The following is a 15,410-nucleotide window of genomic DNA, read 5'->3' as shown; positions in this document are numbered from 1 at the left end:
ACAGCCGGCCTGCGATCATTTATATCACTCTATGATATAATTGCAGTTTTAACGTTGGCGGATATCCAATGAAAGAACGGATTCGCGGGCTGCGCAAGGCCGATTTCGAACAGCTGTCGGAATTTCGCTACCAGATGCGGCGCTTTGAACGTTTCTCGGAACAGGCCGCCCAGAGCGAGGGCATCACGCCGCTGCAATATTTGCTGCTGCTGCACATCAAGGGTTATCCGGAGCGCGATTGGGCGACGGTTGGCGAACTGGCGGAGCGGCTTCAGGCACAGCATCACGGTGTCGTCGCGTTGGTGTCCCGGTGTGAGGTACTCAATCTGGTCCGTCGCCAGGCTAGTGAAACCGACCGCCGTCAGGTTGAGGTCCACCTGGAAAAAGCGGGTGAAAAGGTACTGGCAAAACTGGCGGAACTGCATCGTGCCGAGCTCAAATCGCTCGAGGGTGCCTTCCGGGTCCCACAGATCGACTTTGAGTAAAGATGAGCACGGATTCCCACAAGCGCGATTTTGCAGCTAATGCGCGGCTGCCCGGCATTTGTGTACTTGCCGCATGCGTCGGCGCCGTCAGCACGCTTGCCGCATTCGTATTACTGAATCTGATTCATTTTTTCACCAATCTGTTTTTCTTTGGCGTTCTGTCGTTTGCGGACCGCTCACCGGCCCACAACACGCTCGGCGCCTGGGTGATCCTGATGCCCGTGGCGGGCGGTTTGATCGTGGGTCTGATGGCGCGGTACGGCTCCAAAAAAATCCGTGGGCACGGCATTCCGGAAGCGATTGAAGCGATCCTGTTCGGCAAGAGCAAGATGTCGCCGAAGGTCGCCATACTCAAACCGCTGTCGTCGGGCATTGTGATCGGCAGCGGTGGCCCGTTCGGCGCCGAAGGACCGATCATCATGACGGGTGGTGCACTCGGCTCGCTCATCGCTCAATGCGTGAAAGTGACATCGGCGGAGCGCAAAACACTGCTGGTCGCCGGCGCCGCAGCGGGCATGACCGCCGTGTTCGGCACACCTGTGGCCGCTGTGTTGCTGGCAGTCGAGTTGCTGCTGTTCGAATGGCGGCCGCGCAGCTTCCTGCCGGTCGCGCTCGCCTGCGCGGTAGCCGGTTTCGCCCGCGCTGCATTCTTTGGTACCGGACCCTTGTTCCCGCTTGAGACGGGTACCCCTGATGGTTGGTCGCTGATCTCGTGCGTCATTGCAGGACTGCTTTCTGGCGCACTGGCTTCAGGTCTTTCTGCTGCCTTGTACAAGACGGAAGATCTGTTTGGCAAGTTGCCCATTCACTGGATGTGGTGGCCCGCGCTCGGCGGCGTTATCGTCGGCATCGGCGGATTCATCGAGCCGCGCGCACTCGGTGTCGGCTACGACGTCATCGGCGATCTGCTTCACCAGAATATTGTCTTGCAGATCGCGCTCGCATTGCTGGCCGTCAAGGCCGTCATGTGGGTGGTTGCGCTGGGATCGGGAACCTCCGGTGGCGTCCTCGCACCGTTGCTGATGCTAGGCGCCGGGCTCGGCACGGTGCTCGCCCACTTTCTGCCCGGCAATCAGCCGGCGCTATGGCCGCTAGTCTGCATGGCGGCCACGCTCGGCGCGACGCTGGGTGCGCCACTGACCTCGATCGTCTTCGCGTTCGGCCTCACGCACGACAGCAATGCCCTGTTGCCGCTTCTGACCGCCACACTGGTTGCGCACGGATTCTCGACCGTGGTGATGCGCCGCTCGATCATGACCGAAAAAATCGCGCGTCGCGGCTATCACATCTATCGGGAGTACGGCGTTGACCCGCTGGAGCGTCACTATGTCGACGAGGTCATGACAACCTCGGTCGAATCGATCGATGCCGGAATGACCGTCGCCGATGCGCTTGCGACGTACTTTGGCGACACACAGACGCGCCGTGCGTACCCGGTGTCGCGAGAGGGTGCGGTACTTGGCATGGTCGACCGGGTGCTGCTTCAACAACTCTGTCACGATGACTCAGGATCGCAAGGCCACCTGCGCCTGGTTGACGTGCTGCAGCAGCGGTCCCCCGCTTTTGCATTGCCCGACGAAACCTGCCGGCTCGTCGCTACGAGGCTGGCCGTACATGGCCTCGAACGTTTGCCCGTCGTTGCTGACCGGGAAACGATGCGTCTGGTTGGGATCGTATCGCGTAGCGATCTGATCAAACCGTCGCTCAGCCATTTTGAAGAAGAGCATAAGAAGGAGCGTTTCCGGCGGATCACGCCAGCCCTTCGAAAGCGGTACTGGTCGCGCAGCGGTTAACCCTGCTGCGCAGCGCCGCCTCGCCTATTGACACGCTCTCACGAATGTCAATGCCTGACCAATGGGCAGGTGCTCTCCTCAAGCGGCCGGAATGACGGCCTTCACGGTGTAGTAGTCTTAGGGATACTTCGATTCAGACGGCTTCTTCACCGGCAGCAACGCTTGCTGGATCAACCGGTCCGCATCGCCTTGACGTCGTGGACCGTTCGTTGAGTCGCTTCCCGCGCCCGCTTAGACACCGCGCGCGATCGGCCCAAAGATATGAATCAGGTTGCCTTCCGGATCGCGCAGCATGGTCGAGCGCCGCTCAGCCGTTAGTTGTTGCTCGGCCCACACCATCTCCGTATCGTGCTCGACCAACGCAGCGGTAACCGCAGCGAGGTCGTCGGTTTCGAACACCAGTGCCTTGAAACCCAGCATGCTCAAATGATCGGGCGGCGGCGTCCGATCTACCGGACGCACTGTTGGGCCCGGGCGTGATACCAGTTCGATACGCAGCCCGGCGATTTCCAGCATTGCAAAGTCCGCCCCCACCGCGTCGAAGTGGCCGCGCTCCGACACGACGCCGCCTAGCCGGGTTTCATACCACGCGATCATCGCATCCAGGTCGCCGACGGCCAGCGCAACGTTATTGAGCCGCAGGCCGCGCGCGGGTGGAGGGGTAATGTGGGCTTTGAACATGACGCAAGTTCCTTGTCGCGCAAAGGGTGTGCCTTCGCGCATATTCGATTCAGCTCACGCGAGCTGTGACGTGAATCCTGTGAGCCGCGCACGGTCGTGCGGCGCGGAGAAATCGAGCACAGGGCCGAGCGGCACGATGCCGGACGGATTGACGTTGCGATGGCTCTCGTAATAGTGCCGTTTGATGTGCTCGAAATTGACCGTGTCCGCCACACCGGAGAGCTGATAAATTTCGCGTGTGTAGGCCGAGAGATTCGGGTAGTCGGCGATCCGGCGCAGGTTGCACTTGAAGTGGCCCACGTAGACCGCGTCGAAGCGAATCAGCGTCGTGAACAAGCGGATATCGGCCTCGGTGAAGGCATCGCCGGCGAGGAAGCGGCGTGGTGCGAGCCGATCTTCCAGCCAGTCGAGCGTCTCGAACAACGGCGTGACGGCTTCCTCATAGGCGCTCTGCGTGGTCGCAAAGCCGGATTTGTAGACACCATTGTTCAGCGTGTCGTACACCCGCGCGTTGATTTCGTCGATCTGGGTTCGCAATGCCACCGGGTAGAAGTCACCCGGGTTTGCACCCAGGCCATCGAACGCCGAGTTCAGCATGCGGATGATTTCCGACGACTCGTTGCTGACGATGGTGCCTTGCTGTTTATCCCAAAGCACGGGCACAGTGACACGGCCGGTATAGTCGCGATCCGCAGCGGTGTAGACCTGATGCAGCAGGCGTGTACCGTTGACGGTGTCGGGCACCACGCCCGGGCCATCGGCGAAGGTCCAGCCTTTGTCGAGCATCAGCCAGTGGACGCTCGAGACGCTGATCATCTCTTGCAAGCCCTTAAGCGCCCGCACGATGAGCGCGCGGTGCGCCCACGGGCAGGCGAGGCTCACGTATAGATGGTAGCGGCCGGCTTCAGCCTTGAAGCCGCCATGCCCGCTTGGGCCAGGCGCACCGTCAGCGGTCACCCAACTGCGGAACGCGGCATCCTTGCGCACGAAGCGGCCACCGGTCGACCTGGTGTCGTACCAGACGTCCTGCCATTGGCCATTCACTAAAAGTCCCATGTCGATGCTCCTTGTATCGCGACGCGTTGTGCGGTGCTGTCCGGACGCAGACCAGCGGTCGCGAGCGGTTATTTCGTTGCCGGCGTATTGATGAACTGAACGATAGCCGGAATGGTCTGCTCAGGCGCTTCTTCCATCAACCAGTGTCCCGAACCTTGAATGATGATTCCCTGCACGTTCGTATCGATCAGACGAGCCTGATTGATCAGGAACGTGCCCGAGGCCTTTTCCCCAGTCAGCACCAGCATCGGCATCGTCAGCGGCGTTTTCGCGAACTCGGCAAAGTCTTGCGCGTCCTGCGGGAACGCCCGGAAGTACTCGAAGCCCGCGCGCATTCGTCCCGGCTGGGCGTAGGTCGCGGCGTACAGTTCACGATCGGCCTCAGGCATCGAATGCTTCGGGTCGGCGGCGAAGTCGTTCCAGAAGTGTTCGAAGTAGATCCGCTCGCGTCCCTCAACCAGTTTCAGCGGCGTCTCGCCGTAAAAGTTGTAATGCCATTTGTCGCGCAATAACCATACTTTCTGCCAGTCACCCACGCCGGGAAGGAATGCATCCATCAACGTGATGCTTTCCACCTCGTCTGGATACTGAGCGGCGTAGGCGTAAGCCACCATCAGCCCGATATCGTGGCCAACCAGCTTCACTTTGCGATAACCGAGTGCGTGAACCATCGCGTGAATATCTTGCGCCATGGTCTTTTTGTCGTAGCCGGTTTCCGGCATGCTGGAAGCACCTGCACCGGGTAGATCAGGCGCAATGACGACGCGCCGGTCGTCGAGTTGCTGGATCAGCGGCAGCCACATGTGACTGGATTCGGCATAGCCGTGCAGCAACACGACAGGCGTGTCGGAGCCATGCCCGGCTTCCAGGTAGTGCAGTTCGATACCATTCGCGTTGATCGAATGATCCTCGATGCGCGGGCTCGCAGCGGCGTGTGTCGCGGTTTGCAACGCTCCAGCAACCACGAGCGCCGCGCCGAGTTGACGCGAGATCTTACGGATAATGCTCATAACCTTCTCCAGTGATGGACGGTTGCGCTTGTGCGATGCGGTGGACGTAGCGCGGGTCGTTCGACGACAGCGTAGCGATCCTCTGCGTGCCGCAGAAAAGCTTCAGATTGCGTAGTGACATGGTGGCCTGCCTGCGTTCGTTTGCCGTACGAGTTTCCCGATGAACACGTTCGACAGAGCTGCACATGTTGACGGGGGAAGAACCGGAGTAGATCACTGCGGATCACGATAAGGCAAACGCTAATTTGGAATCTGATCTATTGCCATTCGGCACTGGAAGTCCGACTTTCCCGTCTCTATACTCGCCCCACCCCGGCTCGTAGCGGCACCTCGCACTGGCGCCCGCCAGTCGTCATCGCGGACCCGATGAGATGAACTTCCTCATCTTCATGCCATGTCTACCCGCGCTCGACGGTACTGCCCACTCACCTTGAGAAACGGCTTTTCATGTGCCCTCCCTCCACCTTCGCATCGTTACGAATACGAAAACCTGTTTTCTGTCGGCGGTTCTCTCCGCTTGTGTGCTGTGGTCAACCTCGTCGCTCGCGACTGACACGCTCACTGCTTCATCAGCACCATCTTCCACAGCGCCGACGGCGAGCGGGCCGCAGACCGAAGGTAACGACGGTCCGGCGTACGGTCCTGAGTTACAGGGCTTCGACTATCCGTACCCGGTACGGAGCTCCTCCTTCACGTCGCAGCGGCAGGTGATGCAAATGGCCTACATGGACGTGCAGCCGCAGCACCCGAATGGACGTGTCGCTGTTGTGCTGCATGGAAAAAATTTCTGTGGCGCGACCTGGCAGCAGAGCATCGATACACTTTCCAACGCTGGCTATCGTGTGATAGCACCAGACCAGATTGGTTTTTGCAAATCAACCAAGCCAGAGGCATATCAGTACTCCTTCCAGCAGCTCGCTCACAATACGCACGCACTGCTTGAGACCTTGGGTGTAAAAAAAGCCACGCTGATCGCGCATTCGACGGGCGGCATGATTGCCATACGCTACGCGTTGATGTACCCGCAGCAGACCGAGCAACTGGTCCTCGTGAATCCGATTGGCCTTGAGGACTGGAAGGCGAAAGGTGTACCGCCGATTCCCGTCGACCGGTGGTACGAACGGGAACTTAAAACGAGTGCCGGTAGCATTCGCCGCTACGAAGAGGGGACGTACTACACCGGTCAGTGGCGTACGAGCTACGAGCCATGGGTGCAAATGCTCGCCGGAATGTATCGAGGACCAGGGAAGGACGTCGTGGCGTGGAATTCCGCACTGCTGTACGACATGATCTATACCCAACCGGTCGTCTATGAGTTCGAGCAGATCAAAACACCGACGCTGCTGCTGATCGGAGACAAGGATACGACCGCAATCGGCAAGGAGTTTGCGCCACCTGAAGTGCGTGCGACGCTCGGACACTATCCGGAACTCGCGAGACTCGCCGTTGAGCGCATCCCGCACGCAACGCTGGTCGAATTTCCGGAACTCGGCCATGCCCCGCAGATTCAGGATCCCCAAGCCTTTCACAAGGCATTGCTGAGCGAACTGGCGCCGCTCGTCGCCCACCCTTATTGAACAGGATTGGGCTGTAGCTTGTCGGTGTCCACTGTGTTCGCTGCACGGTCCGGCAGCAGGAAGGCAATGAGTGCGGCGAGAAACGCGGCAATTGCCAGCACGACAAGCGCAGCCGAGAAATTCCCGGTGAGATCCTTGATCACACCGACGCCCCACGGTCCCAGTAGTCCGCCGAACTGCCCAATGGTATTGATCAGCGCAATGCCGATCGCGGCGGCGGCCCCGGTCAGAAAGTCGCTAGTCAGCGTCCAGAACACCGCCAGACAGCCCCAGATTCCCGCCGCGGCGATGCATAGTAGTGCAAGGCCAATCACCGGCTGCGCAACGAACGCGCACCCGAGCAGCGCCAATCCACCAACGGTCATGCACGCGGCGATATGCAGCCTGCGTTCGCCGACCTTATCGGAATGGCGCGCCACCAGATACATCGATACCGCCGCGCAACAGAACGGCAGGCCGGTGACGAAACCCACCTGCACATCCGACAGCGTGCCCATGTGCTTGACGATCTGCGGCAGCCAGAGCAAAACCCCGTAGAAGGCCGTCAGAAAGCAGACGAATAGTGCGGACAAACTCCAGACACGGGACATCGTCGCGATCTTCGCCAACGGCAGGCTGGCGGTTTGCGTGAGTTTCGACGCTTCGCTAGCCAGTTCGGCGACGAGCCAGTTCCGCTGCTCCACCGGCAGCCATCCGGCACGCTCCGGCCGGTCGGTGAGCCAGATCAGCACAACGACGCCGAGCGCCACAGCCGGCGCTGCCTCGAGCAGCAGCATCCAGCGCCAACCGGAAAGACCGTGGCTGCCGTCCAGTGCGTGCATAAGCAGACCCGAAACCGGCGAGCCGATCGCCGAGGCAATGGCGGTCGCCATGATGACACCCGCGTTCGCACGCGAACGGTAGCGCGCGGGAAACCAGTAAGCGATGTAGGCGACCACGCCCGGAATGAAGCCCGCTTCGGCTACACCGAGCAGAAACCGCAGCACATAAAACGACGTCTGCGTGTGAACGAACGCCAGCGCCGCCGACACCAGTCCCCACGTGATCATGATCCGGCCGATCCAGATTCGCGCGCCAAATCGATGCAGCATCATGTTGCTCGGCACTTCGAAGAGCGCGTAGCCGATGAAGAATATCCCTGCCCCGAGACCGAACACCGATCCGCTGAAACCGAGTTCCTGATTCATGCGAAGCGCGGCGAAGCCGATATTGACGCGATCCAGATAATTTATAATCAGTAATACAAATAGTAATGGAACCAGTCGCCGATAAACCCGGCTGATGGCAAGCGATTCGATGGTCTTTTCCACATCTGTCTCCTGAGTAAGCGTGTGCCGCGCGTGGTCCACGCAGCACGCTCTTTCAATCGTGTTTGGCGCATCGAGGTCCGACGCGATCCGTGAATCGGGTCTGTCAGCCCGCTGCCGCAGGCTTGCCGAGTGCTTCTGGATTGAGAAGATTGATCGGCGCACCGGCGCGCCATGCGAGCAGCTGTTCTATCGCAATGCTGAAAAACTGCTCGTACGTATCTTTTTCGACATAGCCGATATGTGGCGTCGCCAGCACATTGTCGAGACCGATCAATGGATGATCGGCTTGATAAATCGGCTCGTGTTCGAACACGTCGATCGCCGCGAAGCCCGGGCGCCCGGCTTTGAGCGCGGCTTCCAGCGCACCCACTTCGATCACTTCGCTGCGACCCGTGTTCACGAAGAGCGCAGTCGGCTTCATCGCGCTCAGGTCCGCCAGCGTGATCGAATTTCGGGTTGAGGGCAGCAGGCGAACATGGCAGGAGACGACATCCGCTTCACTGAAGAACTTGCGGCGGTCTGTCTCGACCTCGACCCCATCGTTGGTTGCGGCCGTTCGCGACGTTTCGTGCTCGCCCAGTGCGACGACCCGCATCCCGAATGCGCGGCCATACCCTGCCACCACACTACCGATCTTTCCATAGCCGGCGATCCCAAGTGTGCGCCCCTTCAGACCCACGCCCAGATGCCCTTGCCACAAACCCGCTTTTAGCCGGGTCGCTTCGAGGTGCACCTTACGCATCGAAGCCATCACCAGTGCCCACGTGAGCTCGGCGGCCGCCGTCGTTGCGGACCCTTGCGCAGAGACCGGAATGCCTAGCGCCGTGCAGGCAGCGAGGTCGACGTGATTCGCGGCGCGTCCGGTCTGGCTGATGAACTTGAGCTTCGGCAGGCGCGCCAGCAGACCGGCAGTAATCGGGGTGCGTTCGCGCACCAGCAACAGCGCGTCGGCATCAGCGAAACGCTGCACCTGCGCGTCGAGCGAGGTCACGGTATCGTTGTGAATCTCGACATCGAAATGCTCAGCTAGCGCCGGGTAGCAATCCAGCGCCTGAATACAGTTCTGGTAGTCGTCGGAAATAATCACTTTCATGCTGTAGCCACCTGCGCGTTAAATGTTCGACCACGGGGCCGAGATCAGCAGCTGATTTTCTTGCTGCTGGATGTAGCGGCCTTCGGCCGTCATTTTTTTGTAGGCGACCCAGTCGGGATCCGCTTCCATCGCTGCGCGGCGGCTTTGGCGGTCTTCCGCGCTCTGGTAGCCCCACAGGTGGACCACCTGATTCAGCGTGCCCACTTCGGAAATGAAGTAGCCCAGCGGCTCTCCAGTGTGCCGGCGCTGTACCGGAAGACCATAGGTTTCATAGACGGCCAGATAGGCCTTTAACTGGCCCGGCACGATCGTGTACCGGCGTAGATCGACTAACATGGCTTTTCCCTCATGAATTCAAATCGTGAACCGAGTCTACGGGCGTCGGTCCCAGCAGTACAATCGAATAAATTCGCTGGATTCACGAGAAAATTCAATGAATGAACCACGCTCATCCACGCGGCTGTCGATCCGGCACATCCGCTCGTTTGTCGCCGTCGCCAGGCATCGCAGCCTGACCCGCGCGGCGGAATCGCTCTTTGTTACGCAATCGGCCCTGAGCCTGACGATCCAGCATCTCGAGGACGATCTGGGTGTTTTGCTGTTTGACCGATCGACCCGTAGGCTGGATCTCACACAGGCGGGCGAGGAGTTCATGCCGTCGGCGCAACGACTTCTGCACGACTTCGATTCGTCGATACGAGACATGCGCGCGCTTGGCAACCGGGAGCGCGGCAAAGTCGGCGTAGCCGCGGTACCGTCAGTGATGGCGCTGCTGCTTCCGGAAGTCGTCGCCGCTTATATCGAGGCCTTTCCGGATATTGATGTCTATCTGCGTGAGGACAACTCCGAGGCGGTACAGCAGCGCATCATCGAAGGGGATGTCGATTTCGGCATTTGCAGTCCGTGGGAGCCCGACGCGGAACTGATATTCGAACCCCTGTTTGAGGATTCCTTTGGCGTCGTCTTCGCTCATCATCATCCGCTCGCGACTAGCGCGGACGATCTGTCATGGAAGGAGATCGACGGATACAGGATTATCGGCTTCAGCCCCGATCTTGGCATGCAACATCAACTGAGCCACACGGCGGGGCTGAGCGAGAACGTACGCGAGCCGCGATATCAAGTCTCGAATACGTCGACGATCGAGACGCTGTTGACTCGCGGCGCAGGTGTGTCGGTGATGTCCGCACTCGCTGCGCAGCGGCCGCCGCTCGATCGCCTTGGCCTGCGGCTCCTGACGAAACCGGTGCTGACCCGCACCGTCGGGATAGTGCGCCGAAAGGGGAAGTCGTTGTCACCGGCTGCTTCGACGATGCTGCAGCATATACTCGGCACCGTCGCCCAACTCGGACGCTTCCCCGGCGTGCGAATACTGGACAACGTTGCCGCAACGTCACGCGGCAAGACCTAGAACGCGGCCAAACCGGCGACGCTATTCGTCGCGTTCAAACTCATCGCAAGCCAATCTGAATGATGTGCTGCTGAAATGCAGGCCGTTCACATAATCGCTGGTACTACGCTACCGGAACTCCTCGCCGGTGCACAGCCCTCGCCGCTCATTCCCTCCATGCCGGATTGGAATGAGGTCACGGGCTGAGGATAGTCCCGATGGCGTATTCACCTGACATGCTCTAACGTCAAACAGACTACGCCGACTACCCACTGCAAAAGTCCTTACATGGATTTCCACAAGCTACCGAGCCTCGATCTCCGGCTTCTGGTCGTTTTCGATGAAATAACCAGGCACAGGAGTCTGACGCTCGCCGCGAACAGCCTCGGGATGACGCAGTCCGCGATCAGCAAATCGCTGCAGCGCTTGCGCCATGAACTCGGCGACACGCTGTTCGTTCGCACGCAGAAGGGCATGGAGCCGACGCCGCGGGCCATGGCGCTACACGGCCCGATCACCGAAATTCTTCAAACGTTTCATGACCGGATAGTGGCTGCACCGCACTTCGACCCTCTCACGTCTGATCGCATCTTTACGATTCACGCGTCCGATCTGGGTATTTCCGCACTGATTCCGGCGCTTGCACGCGATCTCAAAACCACTGCGCCGCATGCACGACTGCACGCGATTTCGGCAAACCAGAAGGAAGTCGTCGAAGGACTGGCGAGCGGAGAAATCGATCTCTCAATTGGTGCCTTCTCGTCACTCAATGAAAGCGGTATTTACCAGCAGAGGCTCTACACCGAGAAGTACATCTGCCTCGTGCGTGCCGACCATCCGCTTACCCACGTCGAAACCGTTGACGTCGAACTCTTCCAGCAACAGACCCACATCATGATCTCCGCAGGCCGATCCGGGCATATCCACGGACGTGCGGAGGCCGTGCTGCTCGGCGAAATTCCGCCACGCAACGTCGCGATCAAGGTCCCTAGTTTCGTACTGGCTGCGATGCTGTTGCGCAATACCGACCACGTCCTCACCATACCGTCAGTCGCGGCCAGAACACTCGCAACCGAATTGGGGCTTGTCTGTGTGCCATGCGCCATCGAACTGCCGGGGTTTACGGTCGCACAGTATTGGCATGAACGCTTTCTCCACGATCCCGCATGTAGATGGTTGCGCACGCAAATGCATCAGATCTTTGGCGATGCCTCCCCCATCGGATAGTGACCTACGCCATGCCCAATCAGCTTGAATGATTTCACGCGCTCACCTCCGGGCGATCCAATTCGTTTGTCCAGCGCTCAGGCCGGCTAAAGCAGAATAAGGCCACGCCGGGTGGCAACGGCGATCGCCTCGGTACGGCTGACGACGTTCAGCTTCGTGAATACGCTGCGCAGGTGTGACTTGACGGTGGTTTCGCTGATGTACAGGTTGCCACCGATTTCTTTATTGCTTTTTCCCCGCGCTAGAAGTGTCAGGACGTCGAGCTCCCGGCTTGTTAGTGCTTCGCTGCTCATGCCTGCTGCCAGCTTCGCCACGAGTGAAGGCGGGATGCAAGTTTCGCCGGCATGCACTTTGCGAATGCAATCAAATAGCTCTTCCCGTGGGGCATCCTTCAGCAGGTAGCCTTTCGCGCCCGCCTTGATCGCACCGGCGATCTCGCTATCGCTGTCAAATGTCGTCAGGATGATGATGCGTGCTGAGGCATCCTGATGATGTATTTCACTGATTGCTGAAACACCGTCCAATACAGGCATCCGCAGATCGAGTAGCGTGACATCGGGACGATGCTTCTGCCAAAGGTCGACCGCTTCGCGCCCGTTGGCGGCTTCCCCGACGACCATGGTGTCGGCCTGGCGGCCGATCATCGCGGCCAGGCCCTCGCGCACGGCTACGTGGTCGTCGGCAATCAACACCCGGATCTTTGCGAGCGGCACATCGCCCTGCCCTGTTTCAGATGTCACACTCATTGTCCATACCTCGGTGATGGAAAGGAGATCAGCCTGGCATTGACCTGGCGGCGCGAGCTATGAATGTTTGCCGGGCCGTTCCGTGATCAGCAACGCAGCGGTTGACTCATGCAAAAAAGGCAGCGAGATCAATATCGCCGTACCCATGCCGGGCGCACTCTCAACGGTGAGCCGACCGCCCATACATTCGACTCGCTCGGCAATCCCTAACAAACCAAATCCATCGCGTTTGGCCGATGGGTCGAAACCGCACCCCGTGTCGCGCAACACCAGGCGAATTTTCTCGGGCTCAAAAGCGATTTCGGCCGTGAAGCGATTTGCTTTTGCGTGCCGAAGCACATTCGTCAACACCTCCTGGCCAATGCGAAGGAGATTCTGATCCCACTCCGGTGGAAGCAGTCTTGATTGTCCCTGCTGGGTGAACTCGCACTGCAGGTCCGTGCCCGCTGTCATCTTCTTGAACAGCGTATCCAGCGCTTCACACAGATCCTTCTCATCCAGTGCCTGTGGGCGGAGCGCCTGCATGGAACGCCGGGCCTCCCGCAAGCTTTCGCGTGCGAGGTCGCCGGCCCGCTTGAGATGTTGGTCTGCCTCCATGACCAGCGCTCGCCCTCTTGCGTCTTCCGCAGCTTGCAGTTGCACGATTACACCGGTGAAGCCTTGTGCAAGCGTATCGTGAATGTCGCGCGCCATTCTATTGCGTTCGGCGATAACGGCTGACTGGCGGCTCCGGGCAGATAGACGAGCCAGTTGCATGGTCAGCATTGCCTGATTGGCCAGCGCGTGAGCCAGCTCGATTTCTTCTGCGCGAAAGACGCGCCTACGTGTAAAACGAAGGCTGATCACGGCTTCGACGCGCCCGCCGATCGCCATCGGCACCGCGAGAACGATGACGATGCCAAGCGAGAGCAACCGGTCCCGCCACGGGGAAAATCGTAGATCGTGGAGGTTCGCGACGGTGTGTTTGCCGGTGCGAAAAACTTCGGCCAGCGGGCCATTGTTTTCGGCTGCCATAGACAGGCCGACCCCCGCAAGCGCGGCGTCCGACTTCGTCACGATTGCACCGTTCTCGAAAGCGAACTCAAACTCAATCGGGCCGCCTGGTTCATCCTTGCGCCACACGCTGCTGCTGTGCGCGCCCAGTTGTTCGGTGAGGGTGCGCACGACGTGCTCAGCCAGCCGGTCGGGAGCGGACTCCATCGACAACGCATCCAGCGTTTGCGTGAGCACCTCGACCTGGCCGCGGGCGAACTGTTCCGAGGCGCTAAGGGCTTCTTCTGCGCGCTTGCGTTCTGTGATGTCCATCACGATGCCGAGCATGCGTGTCGCGACGCCCTCCTTCGTCTGATAAACCCTCCCGCACGCGGCGAGCCAATGGACGCTGTGGTCCGGCCACACGACACGGAACTCCGATGACCAGTCCAACAATCCTTGCGCGGCCTGACGAAGCGTCGTTTCGACGCGCTCACGATCGATGGCATGCACGTGCCGGATAAATACCTCGATGCCCCATTGCGCGTCAGGGATGGGCGCGTTGTATCCAAAACATTGGTCGTGACGTAGCGAACGGTGCGACGTGTCGTGAATCAAATCCAGATCCCAATCCCCTACCTTGGCCGCTTCCAGCGTGAACTGCAGTGCGGCCTGCGTTTCGCGCAGCGCTTCTTCGGCTCGTTTGCGTTCGGTGATGTCCATGACAACACCCAGCATCCGCGTGGCTCTTCCCGCTTTCGACTGATAAACCCGCCCACGCGCGACGATCCAATGGATGCTCTGGTCCGGCCATACGACGCGAAACTCCGACTCCCAGTCTAATAACTCGTCTACCGCCTGACGAAAGGTCGTTTCGACCCGCGCACGGTCCGTGGGGTGCACATGCTGGAGGAACGTCTTGACACCCCATTGCGCGTCGGGAATGCACGCGGTGTAGCCGAAGCATTGATCGTGACGCAGGGAGCGGCGCGATGTGTCGTGGATGAGATCCAGATCCCAGTCGCCGACCTGTCCCGATTCCAAGGTGAATTCCAGTGCAGTCTTCGTCTGCTCAATCAGCACGCGATCCGTGATGTCGACCATCATGGTCCGCGTGTAGTTTCGACTTGGAGCGGGCTTGGACCACCATTGAACCCAGATCGGCGTGCCGTCTTTGCGAACTAACTCGAGCACGACACCACCGGTTTCCTTACCCTGTCCGACGGACTCGAACGCCTCGCGCAGACGGTGCTGGTTTTGCGGAGTATCAGCCACAAAAGTCTCACCGAAGGTCCCGGCGATGTCCTCGGGCGCGATGCCAAGCACGTTCATTGCCGCGCGGTTGGCACGGATGAAGCGCGAGTCCAACCCCTCGTGCACATAGGGAATGGGCGCTTCGTCGAACAGATCGCGGAAGTCTTCGCGCAGACGATCGTTTTCCTCGACTAACGTGCGAAACGCATCAAGGAGGGATGGCTGCGGGTCTTCCCTGGAAATTAGTTCGAGAATCCGCTTGTCGACGCCGAGCAATGCTTCTGCTCGCTGCTGATCTTCCAGGGTTGATGTTGTCTGAGCCAAGCCAAAATCTGCGCGACATGTCGCGACGATCGGGTCCCGTCCATCGAGCGCATACCGGGTTAGACGCAGATCCAGCGTACGCAGGTTGCCGGCCTTGCTCAGGCAGTTTCGCCGGCTAGCGACAAAGACTTCGGGCACGGGGCCTTGTGGAAGATCGAGGATCTCCTGACGAGCCTCACTCGTCACGAAATCCCACAAGGGTATCGAGGAAAGCTCGTCCCTTGAGTAACCAAGGAGCGAAGAGGTCGCCGGATGGACGTCAACGATGCGCCCATCGGAATCCGCAACGAGAATCGTATCGGCCAGTTGGGCCAACAGCCCATCCATGTATTCTTCGCGCTTCAGGCAATGGCTCAGTTCGCGTTGACACCGGTCCAGTTCGAGTTGGAGTGACTCGACTGTCCGTGCAGCGCTGCTGAATTTTTCTCGCCGGATGTTCATGGCACGCCGCAAGGTAGTTACCGTCACGCTTCCGGATGTCACTATACCCCG

Annotated in this window: 14 protein-coding genes; 5 read left to right on the top strand and 9 right to left on the bottom strand. The window is 59.7% G+C overall.

Annotation, left to right across the window (positions count from 1 at the left end; translation table 11 throughout):
• Positions 1-68 precede the first annotated feature (68 nt).
• Positions 69-485 carry a MarR family winged helix-turn-helix transcriptional regulator gene (locus GNZ12_RS16030; RefSeq protein ID WP_172311383.1) on the top strand — a complete coding sequence of 139 codons (417 nt, stop codon included), beginning with the start codon at positions 69-71 and terminating at the stop codon, positions 483-485.
• 2 nt (positions 486-487) lie between these two features.
• Entirely contained in the window at positions 488-2,278 is a 1,791-nt protein-coding gene (locus GNZ12_RS16025; RefSeq protein WP_172311381.1) for a chloride channel protein, read from the top strand.
• 231 nt (positions 2,279-2,509) lie between these two features.
• On the opposite strand, the gene GNZ12_RS16020 is transcribed toward GNZ12_RS16025, so the two are convergent.
• The 4 genes from GNZ12_RS16020 to GNZ12_RS16005 all read right to left on the bottom strand — a co-directional run bounded on the left by GNZ12_RS16020 (position 2,510) and on the right by GNZ12_RS16005 (position 5,146).
• Positions 2,510-2,959: a VOC family protein gene (locus GNZ12_RS16020; RefSeq protein WP_172311379.1), complete on the bottom strand. Its 450-nt coding sequence runs from the start codon at positions 2,957-2,959 to the stop codon at positions 2,510-2,512.
• 54 nt (positions 2,960-3,013) lie between these two features.
• Positions 3,014-4,015, bottom strand: coding sequence for a glutathione S-transferase family protein (locus tag GNZ12_RS16015; protein ID WP_172311377.1), 1,002 nt, complete (start codon positions 4,013-4,015; stop codon positions 3,014-3,016).
• Positions 4,016-4,083: 68 nt separating this feature from the next.
• Positions 4,084-5,025: an alpha/beta fold hydrolase gene (locus tag GNZ12_RS16010; RefSeq protein WP_172311375.1), complete on the bottom strand. Its 942-nt coding sequence runs from the start codon at positions 5,023-5,025 to the stop codon at positions 4,084-4,086.
• Positions 5,009-5,146 (bottom strand): hypothetical protein, encoded by a 138-nt coding sequence (locus GNZ12_RS16005; RefSeq protein WP_172311373.1) that lies wholly within the window; start codon positions 5,144-5,146, stop codon positions 5,009-5,011. The genes GNZ12_RS16010 and GNZ12_RS16005 overlap by 17 nt, the downstream gene beginning before the upstream one ends.
• A 376-nt stretch (positions 5,147-5,522) precedes the next feature.
• Between GNZ12_RS16005 and GNZ12_RS16000 the strand changes: the two genes are divergently transcribed.
• Positions 5,523-6,602, top strand: a complete 1,080-nt coding sequence (locus GNZ12_RS16000) for an alpha/beta fold hydrolase (RefSeq protein WP_216673242.1) — start codon at positions 5,523-5,525, stop codon at positions 6,600-6,602.
• On the opposite strand, the gene GNZ12_RS15995 is transcribed toward GNZ12_RS16000, so the two are convergent.
• The 3 genes from GNZ12_RS15995 to GNZ12_RS15985 form a co-directional block, all read right to left on the bottom strand.
• Complete coding sequence (locus GNZ12_RS15995) at positions 6,596-7,912, bottom strand: MFS transporter (protein ID WP_172311371.1); 1,317 nt, start codon at positions 7,910-7,912, stop codon at positions 6,596-6,598. The genes GNZ12_RS16000 and GNZ12_RS15995 overlap by 7 nt on opposite strands.
• A gap of 103 nt (positions 7,913-8,015) precedes the next feature.
• Positions 8,016-9,005, bottom strand: a complete 990-nt coding sequence (locus GNZ12_RS15990; RefSeq protein ID WP_172311369.1) for a D-2-hydroxyacid dehydrogenase family protein — start codon at positions 9,003-9,005, stop codon at positions 8,016-8,018.
• Between the two features lie 18 nt (positions 9,006-9,023).
• A complete protein-coding gene (locus GNZ12_RS15985) occupies positions 9,024-9,341 on the bottom strand; it encodes an NIPSNAP family protein (protein WP_172311367.1) in 318 nt (105 codons plus the stop codon).
• 97 nt (positions 9,342-9,438) lie between these two features.
• Here GNZ12_RS15985 and GNZ12_RS15980 point away from each other — a divergent pair, with 97 nt between their 5' ends.
• On the top strand, positions 9,439-10,416 hold the full coding sequence (locus GNZ12_RS15980; protein ID WP_172311365.1) for a LysR family transcriptional regulator: 978 nt from the start codon (positions 9,439-9,441) through the stop codon (positions 10,414-10,416).
• Between the two features lie 267 nt (positions 10,417-10,683).
• Entirely contained in the window at positions 10,684-11,622 is a 939-nt protein-coding gene (locus tag GNZ12_RS15975; protein WP_172311363.1) for a LysR family transcriptional regulator, read from the top strand.
• A gap of 86 nt (positions 11,623-11,708) precedes the next feature.
• On the opposite strand, the gene GNZ12_RS15970 is transcribed toward GNZ12_RS15975, so the two are convergent.
• Together GNZ12_RS15970 and GNZ12_RS15965 are read right to left on the bottom strand one after the other, a co-directional pair.
• A complete protein-coding gene (locus tag GNZ12_RS15970) occupies positions 11,709-12,368 on the bottom strand; it encodes a response regulator (protein WP_172311361.1) in 660 nt (219 codons plus the stop codon).
• Between the two features lie 57 nt (positions 12,369-12,425).
• Positions 12,426-15,359 (bottom strand): PAS domain S-box protein, encoded by a 2,934-nt coding sequence (locus GNZ12_RS15965; protein WP_172311359.1) that lies wholly within the window; start codon positions 15,357-15,359, stop codon positions 12,426-12,428.
• Positions 15,360-15,410: the final 51 nt, after the last annotated feature.

Source organism: Paraburkholderia solitsugae (assembly GCF_013177695.1).
In the GTDB taxonomy this organism is placed as follows: Bacteria; Pseudomonadota; Gammaproteobacteria; order Burkholderiales; family Burkholderiaceae; genus Paraburkholderia; species Paraburkholderia solitsugae.
Note: the sequence above shows the minus strand (reverse complement) of the source record. Positions and strands in the feature narration are given on the sequence as shown.

What these genes read in the sequence shown, in the direction of transcription:
- GNZ12_RS16030 (WP_172311383.1), top strand. Translation starts at nt 69, where the DNA reads ATGAAAGAACGGATTCGCGGGCTGCGCAAGGCCGATTTCGAACAGCTG.
- GNZ12_RS16025 (WP_172311381.1), top strand. Translation starts at nt 488, where the DNA reads ATGAGCACGGATTCCCACAAGCGCGATTTTGCAGCTAATGCGCGGCTG.
- GNZ12_RS16020 (WP_172311379.1), bottom strand. Translation starts at nt 2,959, where the DNA reads ATGTTCAAAGCCCACATTACCCCTCCACCCGCGCGCGGCCTGCGGCTC.
- GNZ12_RS16015 (WP_172311377.1), bottom strand. Translation starts at nt 4,015, where the DNA reads ATGGGACTTTTAGTGAATGGCCAATGGCAGGACGTCTGGTACGACACC.
- GNZ12_RS16010 (WP_172311375.1), bottom strand. Translation starts at nt 5,025, where the DNA reads ATGAGCATTATCCGTAAGATCTCGCGTCAACTCGGCGCGGCGCTCGTG.
- GNZ12_RS16005 (WP_172311373.1), bottom strand. Translation starts at nt 5,146, where the DNA reads ATGTCACTACGCAATCTGAAGCTTTTCTGCGGCACGCAGAGGATCGCT.
- GNZ12_RS15990 (WP_172311369.1), bottom strand. Translation starts at nt 9,005, where the DNA reads ATGAAAGTGATTATTTCCGACGACTACCAGAACTGTATTCAGGCGCTG.
- GNZ12_RS15985 (WP_172311367.1), bottom strand. Translation starts at nt 9,341, where the DNA reads ATGTTAGTCGATCTACGCCGGTACACGATCGTGCCGGGCCAGTTAAAG.
- GNZ12_RS15980 (WP_172311365.1), top strand. Translation starts at nt 9,439, where the DNA reads ATGAATGAACCACGCTCATCCACGCGGCTGTCGATCCGGCACATCCGC.
- GNZ12_RS15975 (WP_172311363.1), top strand. Translation starts at nt 10,684, where the DNA reads ATGGATTTCCACAAGCTACCGAGCCTCGATCTCCGGCTTCTGGTCGTT.
- GNZ12_RS15970 (WP_172311361.1), bottom strand. Translation starts at nt 12,368, where the DNA reads ATGAGTGTGACATCTGAAACAGGGCAGGGCGATGTGCCGCTCGCAAAG.
- GNZ12_RS15965 (WP_172311359.1), bottom strand. Translation starts at nt 15,359, where the DNA reads ATGAACATCCGGCGAGAAAAATTCAGCAGCGCTGCACGGACAGTCGAG.